Origin of the sequence: Paenibacillus sp. W2I17 (assembly GCF_030815985.1) — a bacterium.
GTDB lineage: Bacteria > Bacillota > Bacilli > Paenibacillales > Paenibacillaceae > Paenibacillus.
The window spans coordinates 4,702,801-4,724,426 of the sequence record NZ_JAUSXM010000001.1 but is presented as its reverse complement, the minus strand read 5'-3'; the positions used below and the strand labels follow the sequence as shown (position 1 = coordinate 4,724,426).

Genomic DNA, 21,626 nt, shown 5'->3' with positions numbered 1-21,626 from the left:
TGTGTTTATTGATCAATCAAGTTTGTTACTTTTAACATTCTTGCAATCAATGCAGTGACCTCAGCACGGGTCATCGTGGTCTTCGGACTCAGCACCTCTGGCCCGTTACCTTGGATGATTCCGGCTGCAATCAACTGGGCTACATCTTCTTTCGCCCAATTTGATACATCCGCTGCATCACTGTAACGTTCCAGTTCAGAGTTCATCTGATCCGGGCTAATTGCCGCTTCCGGTTCAATCAGACGATACGCACGAGCAACCATGGCAAATCCCTGCTCACGTGTGATCTCCTGATTACCGTAGAAGTTGCCATTATCGTAACCGCGAACGATACCGAATTCATTCGCAAGGGCTACCGCGGAGCGGAACCATGCGGATTCGTTAACGTCAGGGAATAGATTCTGTGGTGCATCCTGACGCATTAAGCCCAGTCCAAGCACAACAATCTCGGCAAACTCGGAACGAGTAACCTGACGGTTCGGTGAGAATGTGTTATCTCCGTTACCTTTCAGATCTAATCTCGCAGCGATGTTGTTCACATCGGTTTTACCCCAATGGGATCTGGCATCTTCAAAATCCTGCGGGTTCCAGATGACCGAATAGCTTCCGCTGCTACGCAAGTCATTAATAAGCGCGTAGTAACGACTATTGATCTTAGTGACAACCGTTGGTACATGGAAAATGCTACCGTCCGGGTTGATGATCACGCCTGTTGTAATCCGGTTCGGATCGATACCTTCCGGAAGCGCAATATACTTCGGTGCATAACCGTTCAGTTGCCCGGATCGAACCGTTTGTCCATCTTTCGTAAAGGTGAGATCCAGATCGACTGGACTCACCAACAGCTCGTACCCTTCCGTTGCAGCCTTGCTTTTTGCGCTACTGATCAAAGCGTCCGATGAGCGGGCAATGTCGACTCGTACAGCAACATCTTTCATGGCCACATTACCCAGCTGTTTGGATACACCATTCAGGTCCATTTTGCCACCAGGTACCGGATAGATCGCTAACGGATTGCTAATGTTCAATTTGGAACCTTGATCTACTAATTGTTTCAGTGTTTCGAGGGTTAAACCATCCACCTTCATATCCCAATCATTCGGTGAATGAATGGCGAACTGCTGTCCTGTGCCTTGTGACATGGCAACATTCAGCTTGGCTGGATCAACTTGAACCAACGTTTCTTTGTTGTCAGATGGTTTGGATGTAGCGAATGGTTGATGGCTACCATCCCGAGTTGTTTCCAAATTATCCTTCACGGGTGCCGGAGTTGGCGTTGGTACTGGCGCAGGTGTAGGTGCTGGTGTGCTTCCACTGTTACCTCCCGTATTTCCACCGCCGCCATTGTTGCCTCCACTGTTGTTACCATTGTCATTGGATGCTCTAGTCACGTTGATTTTATACTCCGTAACATTTCCAAGTGAATCCGTTACTCTAACAACGATCTTATTTCCACCGACTTGAAGCGGTAGATTCTCACTTACAGTGCCACTTGAAACCTCGTTCCATTCTCCATCTCCAACAGCTATTTCAATCTTAGCAAGTGGATCAAGTGCCGTTGGCGTTAGCTGGAATTGATATACGCTATTCGGCACAGAGATGGTGTACGTATCTTTAGCCGGATCAAAGGCCGGGGATAAGCTTCCCACGGAAGGGATCAGTGTTTGCAGTGTTGATGTGTCAGTACCACTCACTTTCGTAAGTCCCGTTCTCGCATTAGTTAGACCCAGAAGCGCCTCATCTACCTGCGCTTGAGTTACTGTCGAATCAGCCAGCACTCGCTCTGCTTCATTCATCGCATCTTCGAGTGCTACCCAACTCGCTGGTGTGTACGCTGACTCTTCCAAGCTTTCACCTGTAATTTCAGTTACTTTCGCTTGTAAAGCTGATTTATCTACAACTGGTACAGATGTTGTAGGGATTAGGCCCGTTCTTGCATCAGTCAGATCCAAAAGCGCCTTATCTACCTGCGCTTGAGTCGCTGTCGGTTCATTCAACACTCGCTCTGCTTCATTCATCGCATCTTCGAGTGCTACCCAACTCGCTGGTGTGTACTCCTCTTTGTCCAGTTCGCCTGTTTCGATCTTATCCTTAATCTCATCGGCTTTGGCTTTCAACTTCGCCTTATCAATAACAACATAACTTTTCGTATTTGATGCTTCTGAATCTGCATAGGCTGGACTGTCCGTCTTCGCTGTTACTGTCACTTTGTAGGTGCCAACTTCTAGCGATGGTACCAATTGCGACAGGTTAAGCGCCGTTCCGATTACTTCCACCGTCCGCTTCGTGCCGTCTTCCAGTTCGATTGTTACTTCATATTTGTCTGCATGCGCAACTGCTTCCCATGTCAACTCATCGTCGGTCAGTGTGACGTCTGGTACCGTCAAAGGAGTAGCAGCAGTTGCAATGGTAAAGTAAGAGTTCGGACCAAAATTTGAGGTATTAAGAGTTACTTGGCCGTTCTCAATTAAATGGAATGAGTCTTGTCCATCAAATTGAGCATCATCGCTGATCACAACATATTGAGGCAAAGCCGGGTTAGCTCCCGCTTCGTCTACCTGAAGTGTAATCTGTGATTCAGTCCAGTTTGCTTTCTGTACCTTGTAGACACGCTCCATCCCAAGCAGTTTTTTCCCATCTTTCGTAATTGGTGTTTTGAATTCAGTACTTGCTCCATTGTCACCAAACGTAAAGAAAGAAGAATCCTTTGAGAATTCATTTTCATTTGCAGAATTGGTATCCTCGATACTGTTGCCCAATGCAATTGTCATTATGGACCCCAGTTCCTGCGCTTTGGCTTGTTTCTGCATCAAACCGCTCTGGTCATCTCGACCGATGCTTGTAACGCGATGGGTATAGACTGCGTTCTCCTGGGCATCCCAGATCGTAGCCATGTTTGAATCGACATATGAATTGGCTGTCGCCTGATCAAGCGTGTAACCATATTTGATCGCCAAATATGTGCTGACTTTTTGGCGTTCTGCGTCCGTCAGAGCATGGTCAAATACGATGATTTCTTCAATCGTACCCTCCCAATGCCCACTATTGGCCGCAGTTGCCGGAATTAGCTTACCAACTACGGCTCCGTCCGAGTTACCAGTATTCCACGCCTTAGCATTATCTTTTCCCCAACCACCCAGTTCCTGTACCTGCTTCATTTTACTGTACAATCTAGCTATATTCGTTCCAGTATCCCCACCTGTCCAAGTAACAAATAGCTCGGTCGGGAATGTCATTCCCATAAACTTGTCGGGAGTGTATAAAGTCTGATTACTGTCACTATTAAATGTCGTCAAGCCGCCCCTTGCGTCAACTTGAAGCATCCCCATACCCGTATAACCACCCGTTTGTACTCCCCATGAAATAATATAATTGAGGCCTCCCGTTTTATTGGTTCTACTCACGGTAATGATCGATCTGGGGCTCTTCCCTTGAGGAAGCTTACTTACATCCAGATTCATAAAACTACTCTTGCCGTTATATTCCAATACCGGATTGAAATTGATATTGTGATTTTTATCATCCCAATAGGTCGGTTGATTCGCTTCCGTACTTTGAGTTGCATTGTTTAGTTTACTGCCTTGATCTTCCCAGATACTCACCTTTTCGCCGCTGGCAACTCCGTTTACCCGCTCTGGTCGTAGCCATAGTGCAGGGGCACCAATTCCACCCGGACCCACAGGATTCTCGTTAGTCGCCTCCGCTTGAGCCAAACTCATGGGCAACGTTCCAATCGCCAGAATAAAGGAAAGAACCAGCATGGAAATTCTTTGCCATGATTTCTTCCGGATTTCTGCTGTGTACATAGTTTCCTCCTAATTTAATATGTTATTTTTGGACTGCTTACTGACTCAAACATCATATCTACCCTCATCTTGCTTATTCTACACATAGCCTCTTACCAAACTCTTACCAAACCTTTTGCTCGCAAATACAACAAAAAAACAGCCCTGCAAATGAAGCTGCAAGGCTGAATATTTTCAATTAAATATTTGATTGTTTCCATTGCTGGTACCACAACTCAACTTCCAAGCCAGGACGTATGCCTGCCTCTTGTTCTAACGTAGTGACCAACTGATTATATTGTGCGATTACAGGATCTTTATTGCCTAATCGATCATAGGTCTTCATTAAGGCCAATCCGACTTGCTCCAATGATGGCTCGAATTGCTGTACCCGGTGATATACCGTGAGTGCTTCCGTATCCTGTCCCAGTTCGATGTAATATTGTGCGAGTTGCATGGCGTGGTTACGCCAGAGTGCATGCAATCGCTCGCGCTCCAACTCAGCCCATACATAATCGTCTTCGCTATAATATTTGCCTTCATATTGATCTGAGGTTTGCCGATGTTCAGCTATTGTAGACGAAGATAATAGAGGCACTCGGTTAAGACGACTTTCCCATTCTTCCACATCAACCCTGAACTCTCCTGTTTCCAATAGATATCCAAACTGTTGATAACGAATGACCATCTTGTCCTCGCCCATGAATTCGTTCATCATACTGCGTAAGCGATGGATGCCACTGTGCAGATTGGATATACCTCTCCGCTCATCCAACTCTGGCCACAACAGTTCAAGTAACGTATCCCGCTTAATCGGTTTGTTTCGATGGTGAAGCAAATAGGCGAATAACTCTCTAATCTTGGTTGTTCTGAACTTCATATGTTTTGGCGGCTCATTTGGGTGCACTTGGACTTGGAGCATCCCCAGACAACGGATCAACATGGATGGCCCTTCTGCTATATTCAGACTTGCTGACACCGTTCGGCGTTGATACATCTTCATCGTTTTTTCCAAACGGTCACGCGTTACAGGCTTCATAATATAGTCCAGCACTTCAAGCCCATAAGCCGTCAGTGCATGTTCGTTATATGCGGTTGTGAAAATAACTTCTGTTCCAGGAGAAACCTCATGGATACGTTCGGTCGCCTCGATCCCGTTCATCCCCGGCATTTGAACGTCCATGAAGACGATTTCCGGCAGATGAATTTCGATCTGATCTATGGCTTCCTGTGCCGTCAGAAAAGAGCCGATAACTTCGCAATCCTCTCTCTCTTGCAACAGTTTGTTCAACCTGCTCAGAGCGAGATATTCATCATCTACCAAAATCACTCTCATATGCACAACTCCTCTGGCTCACTGATCACCCTTTAATCTATAATTTTACCATAAATCCTGATGTGGGACCGCTATCATTTGAATATAGAATTTATGTTCCGGTATTCAAAAAAATGTTCTTCACTTTCAAAAGGCATGCAGGAATTTGAAGTAAACTGTCGAAAACTAAAGTCTGCCATGAAACCAATAACCTATAAAAAGATACCCCGATATGTAGTGCTGTCGATTCTATTCCTGACTATTTTGCTTGGCTTTCGCTGGATATGGTCCGAGACTTTCACTATACCCGCACATCCTGAACCCATTGAAGGCTTATTAGACCTTCGAGGCTGGGACCTCGCCAACACTTCACCCATATCCCTGGATGGAGAATGGGAGTTTTATCCCCAGACGTTAATCTCTAATCGTGACGCGAAAATAGCAGATAACCCATCCACACGGATTCAAGTTCCTGGTGACTGGCGTAATGCATTACCACAATCCTCATCGTCGTTCGGATATGGAACGTACCGTCTTCGCATACTTTTAGATCCATCTGTGGAGGAAGTCTCTCTCTGGGCTCAGAAAATCCAGACATCATCGATTATCGAGATGAACGGGACCATTGTTGCCGAATTCGGCCAACCTGCCACTCATGCCGAAGCCTATCGACCAGAAAGGACTGCATTTACGACTTCCTATGTGCTTGACGGTTCTACCGAACTCAATCTTTTGGTGCAAACAGCCAATTTTGACGATCCTTATAGCGGAGGGATCACACGCTCTCTCTATTTTGGTTCTCCAGAAGCCATTGGCAGTGAACGAGGATTGTCTATTGATTTGCAAAAGATCACGTTCGCCATACTGATTTTGCACAGCCTATACGCTTTTGTCATGTTTCTGTTTATCCGAAAGGAACGAGCTCTGCTGACGTTCTCGATGCTAACACTGGTAGCTGCCCTAACGGTCGCTTCCGACCATGACAATCTGTTATTGAGTTGGATTCCACTCAATTTCACTTGGATCGTTAAGGCCAAAGCGTTATCCTATCCGTTGTTCGCATTCTTTCTTTTACAGATGGCTAGAAGCTTCTCCCATAGTCTACAAGGGCGTAAACTGTTCCGTATCTATGCCAGCGTGCTTGGCGTTTACTGTTTATTTTTGCTCGTCGCACCAGTGACCCTGATCTATCATGTACTTGAGATTGGGCTTTCTGATTTCCTCTATCTGTTTGCCATCGGTTGGTCTGTGTACCTATTCTTCCGAATGGCAGCCGAGAAACGAAGCGACGCAAGCTTTTTGCTCTTTGCGGCTACTAGCAGCCTATCAAGCGTATTATGGGGAATTGTGAACTCACATAGCGAAATTACCAACGTGTATTATCCGATCGATGTGATCGCGGCCATGTTTGGCTTCTCCGCCTATTGGTTCAGAAAATACTTCCGCAATTCAAGTGAGATCGAGAAGTTGTACGAACAGCTCAAAGAAGAGGATCGCCAGAAGGATCAGTTTCTTGTGAATACGGCTCATGAATTGCGTACACCGCTGCACGGGATCATCAATATCGCCGAGAGTATCGCGGTTCGTGAACGTCGTAAATCAGGTGGGCAGCAGGCAGAAGACATGAAGCTGTTAGTTACCATCGGCCGACGCATGTCCCAACTGGTTGATGATCTCCTTGATGTCATTCGTTTGAAGGAAAAACGCATTACGCTTCAGAAGAAACCTTTATCTCTTGCATCTGTCATTCCAGGCGTGATCGGTATGTTCCGATTCATGGCAGAGGGCAAGCCCATCCATATGCAGGTGGATATTCCAGAATCACTGCCGTTGATTCAAGCGGATGAGAGAAGACTTGTTCAGGTGCTCTACAACCTGTTGCATAATGCACTGAAATTTACCGATGAGGGTAAGATTACCGTATCTGTCCGGGAACATGGAGAGAGCATATTAATTCAAGTCTCAGATACAGGGGTTGGTATAAGTGAAGAGATACAACAGCGAATATTCGAGGCGTATGAACAGGGCACCCCAGAGGCTCGTTTAAGCGGAGGAATCGGCCTCGGTCTCAATATCAGCAGGCAGCTCACAGAACTCCATGGCGGCCAACTCACCGTGCAATCCGTACCCGGGAAAGGATCGATCTTCCAGATTTCGCTTCCACGGGAAGACACCGCATCGCTATCGGACCAGACTGAGCAGCAATGGGACGCTCACAGCTTCGATGAAATTGCGATTGCAGAGCCGCAGCAGCAGACCGTTTCTCAAGATAAGACTGCCGCAAGAATTCTTGCCGTCGATGATGATCCTGTAAACCTGCGAGTACTGATCTCCATGCTTGCGAATGAACCTTACCATATTCAACCTGCAGCCTCGGCGCTTGAAGCACTTGAATTGCTGGATAAGGGGCCTTGGGACTTACTGATTGCCGATGTCATGATGCCTCATATGTCCGGTTATGAACTGACCGAGAACGTACGCAAGCGTTATTCGGTATCGGAGCTTCCCATCCTGTTGTTGACGGCCCGTAACGAACCAGCGGATGTATACGCCGGATTCATGGCAGGTGCTACGGACTATGTCACCAAGCCCGTGGATGCCGTTGAATTAAGGCATCGCATCGGGTCTCTGATCGTACTGAAACAATCTATTGATGAGCGACTGCGCATGGAGGCTGCTTACTTACAAGCACAGATTCAGCCCCATTTTCTTTTTAATACGCTCAATTCAATTATGGTTCTTAGTGAGATGGACACGGAGCGAATGCAGAAACTGGGTGATGCTTTTATCGAGTATCTTCAGACTAGCTTTCATTTTGTTAATTCGGAGAAAATGGTTGAGGTCACTCATGAGTTGGATCTCTCCCGCGCCTATCTTTACATTGAGAAAGAAAGATTTATGCATCGGTTGAACGTCATCTGGGATATTCCCGATGATCTTGATCTATCCTTGCCGCCACTCACCATTCAACCGCTCATTGAGAATGCTGTTCGACATGGTATTCTCAGCAAAGTGGAGGGTGGAACCGTGCATATCCGAATCATCAACCAAACAGCGTCCACCTTGATTGAGATCGAGGATGACGGTGTGGGGATGCAGCCCGAGCAGATCGAACGAGCACTGGCATGGCCCAAGAAAGGTCCAGGCGGTACCGGAGGCATTGGATTAACCAATACACATCGCCGGTTGACCCAGATGTACGGACAAGGTTTGACCATCGTCAGCTCGCCGGGCCAAGGTACGAAAGTTTCCTTTGTCATCCCTTTGGACCGCAGCATGAGAGCCTGAGCGATAAGATCGATATATGACTCTACAACGGCATACTGTAAGATCCGTATCCGTATCCGTCCGCTTAAGTGTAAGATCTACGGGGAACGCGATGATAGCGGACATGTTCAAGTTCAATTCCAAACCCAGGCTCGAGTTCAAGTTCAGGTTCTGATATACCAAATAAACCAAAAGAGAGCTAAGCACAGGTTTCGACCCGGCTTAGCTCTCTTTTCTATGACTTCATTATGATCTAACACGATAAGCTAAACGTTATACGTGCATGACATGTTTTTCATCCGATAACCCCAGCGCCTTGGCTGTTGAAGAATGAACCTCTTTGAGGAGATCCAAGTTCTCCACAAGGGATATGCCGTAGGAAGGAATCATTTCCTTAATCTTCGGCTCCCATGCCTCCATATGCTGCGGGAAGCACCGCTGAAGAATCTCAAGCATGACCTGAACGGCAGTGGATGCACCCGGTGATGCACCTAACAAAGCCGCAATCGTTCCATCTGCAGACGTGACCACTTCTGTACCAAATTGGAGCGTACCCTTGCCACCCTGGACGGTATCCTTGATCACCTGGACACGCTGCCCCGCCAGAACCATATCCCAATCCTCGCTCTTGGCACCCGGAACAAAGTCACGCAACTCAGCCATGCGTTGTTCTTTAGATAACATCAGTTGCTGGATCAGATATTTGGTCAAAGAAATTTCTTTGACACCTGCCGCGAGCATCGTAAGCAGATTGTGCATCTTAACAGACGTGATTAAGTCGGCATTGGAACCCGTCTTCAGGAACTTCGGTGAGAAACCGGCAAACGGCCCAAATAACAGCGACTTCTTATTGTCGATAAAACGGGTATCCAGATGAGGAACGGACATCGGCGGAGCCCCTACCGAAGCTTTGCCATATACTTTGGCGTGATGCTGTTCCACGACTTTTTGATTTTTGCACACCATAAAGATCCCACTGACCGGGAATCCGCCGATATGTTTACCTTCCGGAATGCCCGTCTTCTGGAGCAAATGCAGACTTCCGCCGCCCGCGCCGATGAAGACGAATTTTGCCTTATGGCGTTCGACTGCACCACTCTTCAGGTTTTTCACGGATAATTCCCATTGTCCATCGCTGGTGCGTTTCATATTCTTCACGCTATGTTGGTAGTGGACGCCCACGTGTTGTTCCTTCAAATGTTTGATCAGCATACGCGTTAAAGCACCAAAGTTAACGTCCGTACCGGAGTCAATTTTGGTCGCTGCAACAGGTTCATTACTGGTACGATCTTTCATCATCAGCGGCATCCATTTCGCCAGCTCTTTCTTGTCATCCGAGAATTCCATGCCTGCGAACAGCGGGTGATTCGACAAGGAGTCATAACGTCTTTTCAAAAACTGGACATTGCTCTCTCCGTGTACATAACTCAAATGGGGAATCGGCATAATGAAGTCCCGCGGATTACGAATCAGACGGCTATTGACGAGATAGGACCAAAATTGCTTTGAGATCTGAAATTGTTCATTCACTTTAATCGCTTTGCTAATATCTACGGTTCCGTCTGGTCGTTCAACGGTATAGTTAAGTTCGCACAATGCAGCATGCCCGGTTCCGGCATTATTCCATTCGTTGGAGCTTTCCTCTCCTGCAGTGGCTAGCTTTTCGAAAACCTTAATATTCCAGTCTGGTGCCAATTCTTTTAGCAAAGTTCCTAAAGTTGCACTCATAATTCCGGCACCAATCAAGATAACATCTGTACTCGTTTGTCCCTGGCTCATGTCTACCGTCCTTATATCCTATATTTGCCAAAAGGATGTAAGCGTTATCGATTTGGCATTTGCAGCAAGCCCATTCTTGAACGGGATCGCACCTTCTCTGAATGATTATAACCTTGATCTAGTGTATCAATAATATAGAGCAATTTAAATATGCAATTTCAAGATATTTGCTATTCCATCAGTATACGCTAGTTTACATCGGAACGTTAGCCCGGTTATAGGCCTGAAAGATATATTTGTTCAAAACAAAGAAAGGAACCCGGTTTTAGGGGAACTTTGGTGATGAAATGGATGCACTAAAAGCCGCTCTCGAATCTCTTCGTAAGGCGGCTTTATATTTAAGATTAACGATTACCACCCCCGGCGTCTCCGGGAGTACTCAGAAAATTGAAATCAGTTCCTTCGTGTACGGATGGCGTTCTTCAGCGAACAACGCATCTGCGCCAAAGCGGTCAACGATCTGACCTTCCCGCATAACGATGATACGCTGGCTCATGCGATGTACAGCAGCCAGATCATGCGAGATGAACACGTATGAAAGACCAAGCGATGTCCGGAGATCGGTGAGCAACTGCAAAACTGCTCCTTGCGAGATCACGTCCAGGCTGGCCGTCGGTTCATCCAGAACGACAACGTCAGGCTCAATGCCAATGGCACGCGCGATCGTGACGCGCTGACGCTGTCCACCACTTAGCTCATGCGGATATCGTCCAGCCATATCGCTTGGAAGCTCGACAGCTTCAAGCAGCTTTTGGACGTAAGCATCCTTCGACGTGTAGGTAAAGTGGGACAGCTCGGCGTTCCGTCCAAGTTGTTCATACGGATCGATCAGCGAATCAGCAATCTTGAGCTTCGGATTCAGTGCCGCCATCGGGTTCTGGAATACAATCTGGATCTTCCGGCGATAAGGTCGCAACCGTCGACCGCTCAGCCGTGCAATATCCTGTCCACCCAGTGTAATCGAGCCTGTATCTGCATCTTCAATCCTTAACAGACAACGTGCGAGTGTACTCTTGCCGCAGCCGCTCTCGCCAACCAGGCCAAGGCATTCACCGTGGTTCAGAGTGAAGGAAATATCATTCACAGCCGGTCGGTCTGCACCTGCATACGTTCGGCTGAGATGTTCCACGTGAAGCACAGGATTGCCAAGGGTGCTGAGCGATGAAGCATTGCCTGTACCCGTGGTATCTATATCTGCATCTGTAACTGCATGATCTGTTTCTGTAGTATTTATGCCTGCATTGTCTATGTCTACATGGTTTACGTCTTTTGCAAAATCGTGGCTTCGCACACCAGATTCTTCTTCGGACTGCTCAAGTCCACGGCGTTCATCATTTGTGGTTGTCTTCATTCCGTTCCTGCCTCCTTCAATCCCGACTTCAGCGAGCGACTCAGAACGGGAGCCGCATCAATCAGCTGACGCGTATATTCATGCTGAGGATGATCGAGAATGCGATGTTTCCCGCCAGATTCGACGATCTGCCCTTCCTTCATCACAGCCAAGCGGTTGGCATAGCGACGTACATGGCGCCAATCATGTGTGATAAACAGAATAGCACATCCCGTCTCCGCTTGTTTGCGTGCCAGCAGTTCCAACACGCGATGCCCAGACACACTGTCCAGTGCCGTTGTTGCTTCGTCAGCAATTAGCAGACGAGGAGACAGCATCAGCGATGTGGCGATTGATGCCCGCTGAAGCTGTCCACCGCTCAACTGGAACGGATAGCGGCGCAGCAATTCAGCGCCAAGGCCAACCGATTCCAGCGCTTCCTCCGCTCGTTTCTTGCGGATAGCAGAAGACTTTTCCCCATGTACCTTCTGGTATTCATCAAAGTGCCCGCCAATACTGCGAAATGGAGTAAATGCTCCCTGATAGTCTTGAAAAATATACGAGATGCGGCTTCCCCGCAGGGCGCGCATCTCCTTTGGCTTCCGTTCGAGCAGGTTGCTGCCCTCGAACATGACTCGTCCCGACGCATGCAGGTTGGGCGGCAGCAGACGACCAATCGCTTGCGAGAGTAAGCTTTTGCCACTACCACTCTGACCAACCAATGCCATGAACTCACCTTCGCGAACAGCCAGAGAGACTTGATCTACAATAGTCCGATCCCGACTGGAGATGCTCAGTTCCTCAATGGAGAGAATCATGGTTGCACCTCCTTCTTCACGTCAAACCGGTCTCTTAGATAGTCGCCCAGCATGTTGGCAAGCAGGACTACCGAGACAATGGCAAGGCCCGGATAGATCATCAGCTCTGGCCGAGACTGGAAGTAAGGCCGCGAGTCGTTCAGCATCGCACCCCATTCAGGTGTTGGCGGCTGTGCGCCAAGCCCGATGTAGGACAAGGAAGAGATGAGCAGGATAATTTTGCCCAGATCAAGACTGGCTAACACGAGCACATGGCCTGCGATATGCGGAAGCAGATGTTTTCTCATGATTCGACCGTCCGACAGTCCGTTGGTCCGGGCGATGCGAATGTAATCCTTTTGTGACTCCGATAAAACCGTACTTCGAACAAGACGCGCATAGCTGACCCACTTCACAATCACGATCGCCAATACCAGATTACCGATTCCCGCGCCAAGCAGGCCACTTAGCACAATCGCTACGATGGTATCAGGGAAAGCAAGAAAGGCATCAGCAATCCGCATGAACAACTTATCGACCCAGCCACGTTTGTAACCCGCGATCAAACCAAATGGAATACCGATCAGCAATGCAGCACCGAGTGCCAGCAAGCTATACCCCAGTGTTTGGCCGCCGCCAAGCAGCAGACGTGTCAGTACATCGCGGCCCAGATGGTCCGTACCAAACGGGTGGAGAGCACTTGCGCCCTGCAATCGTCCGCGCAGATCGGTTAAGGTATGATCATGTTTCAGAACTAAAAAGGCATACAAGGAGGCCGCGATGACTAGAAGTGCAAATAGCAAACCAACGATCGCCTGCCAGCTATGTTTTTTAGATTTTGTCGTTGAAATGGGCAGGGGCATGGTTTTCATCGGTGGGCCTCCTTTTCCTTGAGTTTCATTTCAGGATTCAAATAACGATAAGATAGATCAACCGCCGTATTCACGAGGAATACCACGATAGCCATGATCAGGATGTAACCCTGGATCAGTGGATAATCACGCTGGCGGATGGCGTCGACGACAAGCTTGCCAATACCCGGATAGGCGAACAACACTTCAATCACGACAACTCCGCCAATCAGGCTGCCAAGACTCACGCCGAATACCGTAATGACAGGCGGCAGACTGTGCCGGAACGCATGAAGCATGAAGATCCGGCCTTCAGATATCCCTCTTGCCCTGGCGGACCGAACGAACTCCTGACTTAGTGAATCTAGCAGGCTGGAACGCAAAAGACGCACATAAACGCTGGAGATGGCAAGTCCCAGCGTCAGAGATGGCAGAATAAGTGAGATGAATCCATCCCGGCCCATGGTCGGCAGATTGCCAAAGCGTACGCCGAACATATCGATCAGGATTAGACCCAGCCAGAAGCTTGGCACCGCCGCACCCACAATGGAGAGCATCCGGCTGCCGCGGTCAATCCAACTGCCACGATGGAGCGCTGACAGCGAGCCGAGCGGGATCGCTATGACGAGCATGACCAGCAGTGCGCCTATCGTCAGTTCAGCCGTAGCAGGCAGCGCACGCATCAGGGTCTGCATAACTGGCTGGCCTGTTGAATACGATACACCGAAGTCGAGACGAACAAAATCGAGCAACCAGTTGCCGAACTGGACAGGAAGCGAATCATTGAATCCCATCTCCTCGCGTACAGCTTCGACCTGCTCCTGACTAACAGACAGTTCGTCCACATTCAGGATCGTCAGCACGGGATCACCCGGAGCCAGACGAATGAACAGGAAGCTCACAAACATAATGAACAACAGAAAGATAAATACTTCAAGGAACTTCCGAAGCAAAATGCGAAACATTACATCACATCCAGCTTATTGGTAATCATGTAATATTCACTGCGAGTGGTAACCCAGTTCTTGATCTTCTTGCCGTTGTAGGCAACGATCGTACCTGGATGCAGCACGAATGAATTTAGCACGTTGTCATGCACGTAGTTGGCCGCCTTCTCGGCAAGTTCTGCGCGCTTCTCCGGTGCAACTGTGAGATTCAATTCATCGATGATCTTGGTCAGTTCCGGATCTTCCGATCCACTGAAGTTAAGAGCACCCTTCGGATGGTACGTTGCATTCAGGTAATATCCAGCATCGCCACGCGGGGCCGTCAAATTACTGTACGTTGCAATATCCCAATCACGATTGGACGCCATATAATCTTCCGGCGTGTCAATCTGGCTAATCTGCACGTCGATACCGATCTTCTTCGCATCAGATTGGAACACTTGAGCAATCAGTGGCAGATCAGCACGGGCTGAATATGTCAGCAGCGTCAGCTGCAATGGTTTGCCATCCTTGGTCATCACGCCGTTTTGCTGCGTGTACCCTGCTTCTTTGAGATATTTTACAGCGACATCAGCTCCGGATTCCGTTGCTGTATCCGTATAGGTTGGTGCAAATGGCAGCGATGGCAAGAACGGTCCAATGGCCGGTTCCCCATAGCCGAGCAGGATCGTGTCCACGATACCCTGACGGTCGATCAACGCATCCACCGCACGACGGACGTTAATGTCCTTCATACTCTCCCGCTGCATATTCGTCGTCATCTGATGCACACGGAACGTCGACGTGGACTCCACAGTCATGCCATCCATTGCTTTGAGCGATTCGAGGCTCTCGACCTCTGGACGGTATACGATATCAACCTGTCCAGATTTAAGCGCTAGTGTGCGGGCATTGGCATCTTCATTGAATGAGAACGTGATGGAATCCAGAGGCGATGCTCCGTCCCAATATTCATCATAGCGGTCCAGCTCCAGCTTGCTGCCTGGGGTAAAAGAGGTCAGCTTGAACGGGCCTGTACCAATAGGTTTGTTCACAATGTCCGGCTCACTCACGTCGATAATCGCCGTGTTCGGATTCACCAGCTCTGAAGCAAATTCCGGGAACGGCTGAGTTGTGGTAATCTCCAGCTTGTCGCCCTCGGCTTCAATCGTATCGATCTTCAGCGCGTTCTGGATGGCTACATTCTCTTCCAGTGCCCGCTCAAGGGATGCCTTAACGGATTCACCCGTCATTGGTTTGCCATTCTGGAAGGTCACATCATCTCGCAGGTCGATCGTCCAATGCTGACCGTCTTCGCTCTCCCAGCTCTCGGCGAGCCATGGAGCAACCGTTAGATTCTCTTCATCGAGACGAAGCAGCGTTTCCGTAATGCCCGCGCGCAGCGGCACATAGCTGGAATCCACATGTGGATCTAGCGAACTCGTGGAGAAGTTATATAGGAAGTGAACATTTTTATTATCAGTGGATGGTTGCGCAGCGGGACTGGACTCAGATGATCCGCAGGCGCTCAACAGTCCAGCGCTCAAGGCCAAGGAGACCAGCGCTAGCAGTGGCGTCTTTTTATTCAAGGTAATGCCCCTCTCTCTTAATCGTAATCATTATGATCTAAACAATGAGTATTATCATATCGTAATGATTACGTTTTGACAAGAGTTATATTGGTGTTAGAACGAGAAAGAATCCGACTCTCGGATGAGAGCGGATTCTTCATGTTTTTTGTTACATATGAGGGCTTATCTTGTTAACGATTTGCTTTCTAGCTCAATATTGTTAGAAAGGCTCTACTGCAGTATACTTCGGCACTCTTCTTTTATATTCATCTACCTCTTCAAATGAAATCATACTTAAGCGTTCAGGTACTTTCGTTCGAGAAATGTGGACTCCTTGAAGACAAGAATTACACCATATGTCTAAAAAACCTACTCTTGAACGTGTGTCTCCCACATACTGATAATTAACTTTAGTCTCTTGGCAGTTAGGACATTTAATAGTAGATATATTTTGATAGTTCTCAATGATCTCTGTATTTACCTTGATCCAATCTTTAAATTTAGAGTTCGTCATAGTTATCTTTCCCTTCGTTGATAATACTCCCACCAAGAGCTCTCTGAACCATAGGCTCCTTTCTCATACTCAAGCAATGTTTCCGGATCTTGAGGCTTACCAAAGACCTTAGTCTGATATATGTGAATTCTCTCATGCCCTAGGGTCTTAACTAGATTCTCTTTACTACTAAATGCATCCGGATAGAGAACTATCCTGTTACCTTTCGGATCAGCCCATCCATATAAATCCTTCCCTACTAGCTCAGCATCCCGGACTATTTCTATCTTTACCCCTTTGAGTCCTATTCCTGCATCCCCCGCTACCTTATCAACATGTCTTAATTGCATAGGCTCAGATAATTCCTTAAAGGCTCCCGTATTGGAAGTTCTACGATATAAGTCATTGCCACTGTTATTGCTTATATCTGCCTTTTGTTCAGCCTTCTTTATATTATTCTGAATCTTAGATGCCAAACCAGATGACGACGTTTTAAATAATCCTGAACGTCCCGGCATACTCCCACGAACCATCTGAATCGCCATGAATATCTGACTAAACTTCAGAGAGGTCACCATCATCTGAGCATACTTATCTGATACAGGCTCTCCCGTCGTAGGATGAATTCCCATCTCAAACGCCTTGATCTGTAACGCAAAAATATCTTCCCCAGGCGGTTCAACGTTCACAGCTTGCATGCGATTAAAGTCCAGATTTTCCTGATCCCTCTGATAAGCCTGAAGAGAAGCCTGATCCGCAACACCATTCTCGTTGACAGGCATCCATACCCACTTACCAAACATATTGATTTGCGCCATCCGATAGCCCTTATCACCCGAATTTGAATCACCTGATGATTTGCTTATCATAGCTGCGGCACCGACTGCTCCAAACGCACCACCCAGACTTCCCTTCTGAGCATCTGCATCTTGGAAACGCGTGGCGATATCCTTCAATTCCTTGGATGTATTCACCATACTCTCCAGCGCTTTATCCAGTATAGGTCGTGACTGCTCGAACTCATAGTAAAATCGCTCCTGCGTCGCGCCCATCCACATCATCTGAACAAACATGATCTGTCTCGTCAGATCACTTCGTATACTCTCCAACTGTTGTCTTGCTTGATCCACCTGATTCGATACGTGATGTAGTTGTTCAGGGGTAACTTTGATTGTACTCATACGTTTCTCCGCTCATTCGAAATAGGATTATCCTATGTTAGCAGAAGTGTAATATGTAAACTATCCGGCTAACATCCTGATTTCACCATGGTAAAAACACAAGCCGTGCTCCTCATCGGTGCTATGGTCCTATATGCATATACCCACTTCAAGGCATATCCTACCAGTTTCAGTAAATACCTTTCCTACTTCATTTCCTCCAACATCCCACGATACAGTCCAATCTGCTCCGCTGTCGCCTCTTCCCGCAATGATTCCAACAATCCTATGCACCTTATAAAAAACCGATCCAACCCAAGCTTATCCGCTAACCGAATCGCCTGCAAAATGAACTCCACGGCCTTCTGTGCTCTTCCCATCCACTGTTCATACAAAGCCCGCTGATAACAGTAATGGTACATATCATCGTTGTTTGAAGAATCTATTTCTCTGCCAACACCCTGCATCTGATCCTCAATCATATGTAAAACCCGATCAATCTGCCACCTATGCCGCACTGCTGCTTCCGTAATTACCTTCAGACCTGCCAACCATTCCTCCGGATGCTCAAGCAAAAAGTTCACAAACTCCTCCAGCAGTTCCCCCTGCCCGGCTTCAACTTCCAGAGCATACCGATTCACCTGTGCCTTATGCCTGAACTCCTGTACCACCTGCATGCCTAACTCATCCAGATCCTCCAACCATCCCAGTTCTGCATATTGATCGATACATGCCCTCGCCAGATCTACCTGTCCCATCTTCTGGTGAGCCATACCCCGCATTAGGTGACTGAACCCGTAATAATAGATCAAAGGCCGTTCGATGTGTATATGTGGTGCCGGCATTCCCTTTGAATGATGCTCCTGCCGCTCTTCATGGATCGACTGCACGCATTGATATAACATGTCTGCCCTCTCCATCACCTTGTTCCAACTTTCAAAGGCTACAGCCATCTCCAACATTTCAACAATGATGTCCGGTTTGAGTGATTTTAGGATAGATTTACGCAAAGAGAAGTCCTCCTTTAATAGTATAGGTGAACAAATTTTCTAATTACTCCTGTGAAGTAATGATATCCGTTTATTATACTACTTAAAATACGTAAATAACACCATTATTGCTATATATTTTAACCTGACTTTTATGACTCATCTTATCTAAGCTTATGTATGAGGTGATTTAGATGTCAGAGTTACGCCAATTAATAGGCACCCGAATTAGAGCAATGCGAAATGCTAAAGGACTTACTCAACAAAAGCTGGCTGATATTGCTGGATTAGATTATAGATATATCGGGGCATTGGAAAGAGGCGAAAGAAACTTTTCCATTGATACGTTGGAGAAGGTTCTACTCGCCTTGAATGTTGAAATTAGTGAATTAATGCTTTCTTCAGGTGAAGATCATGATGGTGTGAGGCAAAAGGCTATAGATGATTTTCTTCTAGTTTTAAGTAGGCTGAGCGACGATAAAGTACAGGCCTTTCAGAAGTTGAACCACGAATTATTCATATTAATTTCAGAATAGAGAATCAACTTGGAATGGGACTTTACAGCCAATTCTTTTAAGTCCCTTAAACCTAAAAGATTAATGTATACGTCTAATCAGCATCCGATCTAATTCTTATTGAAAGACTTTTCGAGCACTTCAACGAAATCTTGATACGAAACAGAATATAGTTCTCTGTACGATTCACTGTCCATACTAATTTCGAATAAAAATGCAATTAATTGCTCGTAACTTAAACCTATTTGTCTAGGAAATTCAACTATCCAGTCATGATGATCCCTACCGTCCAGACTGTGTATTGCACTATTTATCCTTTGGAGTTCACGACCTGAAATTTCAGCTAATTGTCTCCTCATTGATTTCGCTATTTCTTTCAATAACTGTTCTGGAGCAACTTCACTCGGTAAGTATGAATAATTCCAATGGTTGTCCTCCATATTGATTTTCCCACGTTCATTTCCATCAAACATACCAACGAGTTTAAACCATGGCCCTATAAAAGGAAACTCCTTTACCTGTTGTATTATTTTACCTTTTGATCCTATATCCACTATCTCATATTCCTGAATTATACTCGGGTTAAATCTAGCTAACCAGCATTTTGTTAATTCCCTTGCACACCTATCTTCAACTAGAATTGCCCCTAGCTTTTGAGGTTTCAGTCCGAGAGAATACATATACTGGGAACCATTACTCGGAGTAGATATCTCTACCGATTCATTAACCCTACTAAGAATCCTTACGTGTTCAATCGGAATATTCTTAACTATGCTCGGAGAGTGGGTAGTAAGTATTATCCAAAGACGTTTATCAGCTGCAATTTTAGCTATTACATCAAGTAAGGCTTCTTGCGAACGTGGGGCCAAATAAGTTTCCGGCTCCTCCATTAATACTACAGAATTTTTATCTAGTCTATGGAGGTTCCATAAAATATAATGTAATGAAATCTCCCCTAATCCCATTGCCTCAGATCCGTATTCAACACCATCAGACTTAACTTTAAAATACGGTACTGTTCCATAGGTTTCTAAGTCCAATTCGTATGTCTCACATCTACTGTAGTCCTTTCCAACAATATAAGATAGAAATGCCCGTTCCTCTTCAGAAGCTACTCTTGCTTCTTCTGATTCCAAAAATTCACTCAAATTCGGCATATTAGAAAAGATTTCAATTAATTTTGGTGCTTGAATTGATCCATCTATCCATACAGACTCTACACTTATAGCAGATGGCTCTGCTTCTACTTTATTAGATATAACATTTACTTTTCTTGTTAAGGAGCTACCTGAATCGATAAATTCACCAACCAGCTCGGCTCCTTCTAGTTTTACACTGATTGATTTATCGCTTGCTAATCTCTCTGATGAAAGTACACTTGATATTGCATTCAATAAAGTACTCTTTCCAACTCCATTCCCACCGCAAATTGCTGTTATTCCACCTAAAAAATCTACATTTCCTGACCCGACACCTTTTAAATTCTGGAAAAACACCTTTGAAACTTTAAATTTAAACGGCTTATTATACAGCTCTCTCCAATAATCTCCGGCTCTAGCAGTTCTCATATGCTTTTTCCCCACCCAGAAAACTCGATAAAATTGAGAAGGATATTTTCCATCTCAAACTCACTGTTATTATTTATTAGATTAATTAAATCTTTTATTTTCATGAGATTTGAGTTCTGTTCAATTAAGTGACTATGATTATTCTCTAGAGAATATATATAATAATTTATCCATATTATTACATCTCGTATAAGTACCGATGAAACATCGGCAACTCTCGAACTTGATCTATCAGAAAAAATATTATATAGACTTAAAAATTTATTAATAGAAATTTCATAGCCTCTGTAGTCACTTATATATGTGTTGCGTGATTTTTCAAAGCTATAGATAAAACGTCCAATATCATCTATTACTTGATCCTCAACCCTTGTTAAAAATAACAACCAACTCAATAGAGTAGCCTTATTAAATTTAATATTTTCATCAAAATAACCTACTACCTTTGAAAACATAATTACTGTATGCTCTGCACGGTTAATGGATTTACTCGTAAATCCGTCCTCATCCCGAAATTTATCAGCCAAAATACTTGCAGTTATTTTATCTCTTAGCATCCCAGCATCTAAATATAAACATAAACGTGCAACTACATCATCGTATGCCATTCTAGAGTTTGAAAAACCTATCTCTCTTTTAGTTAATCCGTATTTTGCTAATAAATCGACTATCATTTTAACTTGTTCACGTGCAGGACCATAGAAAGCGTTTCTTTGTTCTGCCGATGTAAGATTCGTTGGCTGATTTAATCTGTAGAATAATTCTCCAGGTTCACTTGGTAAATAATCAGTGATACTGTATACCCTAATGGTAAATTTATCGAATTTTCTTTTCCAATAGGGTGGAAGTTGATTGTATTTAATTCCATCGAGCTTAAGAATTTCATCATTTATGGGTTCGATTGTACCGTCTATTGAAAACAACCCGTTAACAAAATCTCTTATAGCCACTAAGCGCTGTTGACCATCAAGTACGTCCTGTCGCCCACTTTCCTTTATCTCAACCACGTGAATAGGAGGAACATGCCAGTCTCTTAAAATACTATCTATTAATCTAATTTTCTTAGTATCTCCCCAAACCTCTCCCCTTTGAAAGTTAGGTTGTAAATTTATATCACCATCTATTATTCGATTTACTATTGTGCTTATATCTGGGTCTGAAGGCATAAGCCTCATTACAATCTCCTCCATAGGCAATATATATATGATTATTATAACTTTCGATCTAGATAAAATATACTTTCAGCAGACACTCTTTAGAAATATCACTTTTTTTCGTAG

At 45.7% G+C, this 21,626-nt stretch carries 14 protein-coding genes; 2 read left to right on the top strand and 12 right to left on the bottom strand.

Annotation, left to right across the window (positions count from 1 at the left end; translation table 11 throughout):
• Positions 1-5: 5 nt before the first annotated feature.
• Positions 6-3,806 (bottom strand): DUF8202 domain-containing protein, encoded by a 3,801-nt coding sequence (locus QF041_RS21185; protein ID WP_307415542.1) that lies wholly within the window; start codon positions 3,804-3,806, stop codon positions 6-8.
• 178 nt (positions 3,807-3,984) lie between these two features.
• On the bottom strand, positions 3,985-5,121 hold the full coding sequence (locus tag QF041_RS21180) for a response regulator (RefSeq protein ID WP_307415541.1): 1,137 nt from the start codon (positions 5,119-5,121) through the stop codon (positions 3,985-3,987).
• Between the two features lie 177 nt (positions 5,122-5,298).
• On the opposite strand from QF041_RS21180, the gene QF041_RS21175 reads away from it, so the two are divergent.
• Complete coding sequence (locus QF041_RS21175; RefSeq protein WP_307415540.1) at positions 5,299-8,388, top strand: hybrid sensor histidine kinase/response regulator; 3,090 nt, start codon at positions 5,299-5,301, stop codon at positions 8,386-8,388.
• A gap of 252 nt (positions 8,389-8,640) precedes the next feature.
• Here the strand turns inward: QF041_RS21175 and QF041_RS21170 are convergent, their stop codons facing one another.
• The 8 genes from QF041_RS21170 to QF041_RS21135 form a co-directional block, all read right to left on the bottom strand.
• Entirely contained in the window at positions 8,641-10,146 is a 1,506-nt protein-coding gene (locus QF041_RS21170; protein WP_237178362.1) for a malate:quinone oxidoreductase, read from the bottom strand.
• 379 nt (positions 10,147-10,525) lie between these two features.
• Positions 10,526-11,497, bottom strand: coding sequence for an ABC transporter ATP-binding protein (locus tag QF041_RS21165; protein ID WP_307415539.1), 972 nt, complete (start codon positions 11,495-11,497; stop codon positions 10,526-10,528).
• Positions 11,494-12,294, bottom strand: a complete 801-nt coding sequence (locus QF041_RS21160) for an ABC transporter ATP-binding protein (RefSeq protein ID WP_036671813.1) — start codon at positions 12,292-12,294, stop codon at positions 11,494-11,496. Before QF041_RS21160 ends, QF041_RS21165 begins: the two co-directional genes overlap by 4 nt.
• A complete protein-coding gene (nikC, locus tag QF041_RS21155; RefSeq protein WP_186327902.1) occupies positions 12,291-13,145 on the bottom strand; it encodes a nickel transporter permease in 855 nt (284 codons plus the stop codon). Before nikC ends, QF041_RS21160 begins: the two co-directional genes overlap by 4 nt.
• Entirely contained in the window at positions 13,142-14,089 is a 948-nt protein-coding gene (gene nikB / locus QF041_RS21150; RefSeq protein ID WP_307415538.1) for a nickel ABC transporter permease, read from the bottom strand. Before nikB ends, nikC begins: the two co-directional genes overlap by 4 nt.
• Entirely contained in the window at positions 14,089-15,639 is a 1,551-nt protein-coding gene (nikA, locus tag QF041_RS21145) for a nickel ABC transporter substrate-binding protein (RefSeq protein WP_307415537.1), read from the bottom strand. The genes nikB and nikA overlap by 1 nt, the downstream gene beginning before the upstream one ends.
• Before the next feature lie 498 nt (positions 15,640-16,137).
• Positions 16,138-17,295: a WXG100 family type VII secretion target gene (locus QF041_RS21140; protein WP_307415536.1), complete on the bottom strand. Its 1,158-nt coding sequence runs from the start codon at positions 17,293-17,295 to the stop codon at positions 16,138-16,140.
• Positions 17,296-17,480: 185 nt separating this feature from the next.
• Positions 17,481-18,284, bottom strand: coding sequence for a DNA-binding protein (locus tag QF041_RS21135; protein WP_307415535.1), 804 nt, complete (start codon positions 18,282-18,284; stop codon positions 17,481-17,483).
• Positions 18,285-18,457: 173 nt separating this feature from the next.
• Here QF041_RS21135 and QF041_RS21130 point away from each other — a divergent pair, with 173 nt between their 5' ends.
• Positions 18,458-18,799, top strand: coding sequence for a helix-turn-helix domain-containing protein (locus QF041_RS21130; protein ID WP_307415534.1), 342 nt, complete (start codon positions 18,458-18,460; stop codon positions 18,797-18,799).
• Between the two features lie 89 nt (positions 18,800-18,888).
• On the opposite strand, the gene QF041_RS21125 is transcribed toward QF041_RS21130, so the two are convergent.
• Positions 18,889-20,346, bottom strand: a complete 1,458-nt coding sequence (locus tag QF041_RS21125) for an ATP-dependent nuclease (RefSeq protein WP_307415533.1) — start codon at positions 20,344-20,346, stop codon at positions 18,889-18,891.
• Positions 20,343-21,521: a DUF262 domain-containing protein gene (locus tag QF041_RS21120; protein ID WP_307415532.1), complete on the bottom strand. Its 1,179-nt coding sequence runs from the start codon at positions 21,519-21,521 to the stop codon at positions 20,343-20,345. The genes QF041_RS21125 and QF041_RS21120 overlap by 4 nt, the downstream gene beginning before the upstream one ends.
• Positions 21,522-21,626 lie beyond the last annotated feature (105 nt).

Excerpts from the sequence above, each read along its gene's own strand:
- QF041_RS21125 (WP_307415533.1), bottom strand. The coding sequence starts at position 20,346 with ATGAGAACTGCTAGAGCCGGAGATTATTGGAGAGAGCTGTATAATAAG.
- QF041_RS21160 (WP_036671813.1), bottom strand. The coding sequence starts at position 12,294 with ATGATTCTCTCCATTGAGGAACTGAGCATCTCCAGTCGGGATCGGACT.
- nikB (WP_307415538.1), bottom strand. The coding sequence starts at position 14,089 with ATGTTTCGCATTTTGCTTCGGAAGTTCCTTGAAGTATTTATCTTTCTG.
- QF041_RS21180 (WP_307415541.1), bottom strand. The coding sequence starts at position 5,121 with ATGAGAGTGATTTTGGTAGATGATGAATATCTCGCTCTGAGCAGGTTG.
- QF041_RS21165 (WP_307415539.1), bottom strand. The coding sequence starts at position 11,497 with ATGAAGACAACCACAAATGATGAACGCCGTGGACTTGAGCAGTCCGAA.
- nikC (WP_186327902.1), bottom strand. The coding sequence starts at position 13,145 with ATGAAAACCATGCCCCTGCCCATTTCAACGACAAAATCTAAAAAACAT.
- QF041_RS21170 (WP_237178362.1), bottom strand. The coding sequence starts at position 10,146 with ATGAGCCAGGGACAAACGAGTACAGATGTTATCTTGATTGGTGCCGGA.
- QF041_RS21175 (WP_307415540.1), top strand. The coding sequence starts at position 5,299 with ATGAAACCAATAACCTATAAAAAGATACCCCGATATGTAGTGCTGTCG.
- QF041_RS21130 (WP_307415534.1), top strand. The coding sequence starts at position 18,458 with ATGTCAGAGTTACGCCAATTAATAGGCACCCGAATTAGAGCAATGCGA.
- QF041_RS21120 (WP_307415532.1), bottom strand. The coding sequence starts at position 21,521 with ATGAGGCTTATGCCTTCAGACCCAGATATAAGCACAATAGTAAATCGA.
- QF041_RS21140 (WP_307415536.1), bottom strand. The coding sequence starts at position 17,295 with ATGAGTACAATCAAAGTTACCCCTGAACAACTACATCACGTATCGAAT.
- QF041_RS21185 (WP_307415542.1), bottom strand. The coding sequence starts at position 3,806 with ATGTACACAGCAGAAATCCGGAAGAAATCATGGCAAAGAATTTCCATG.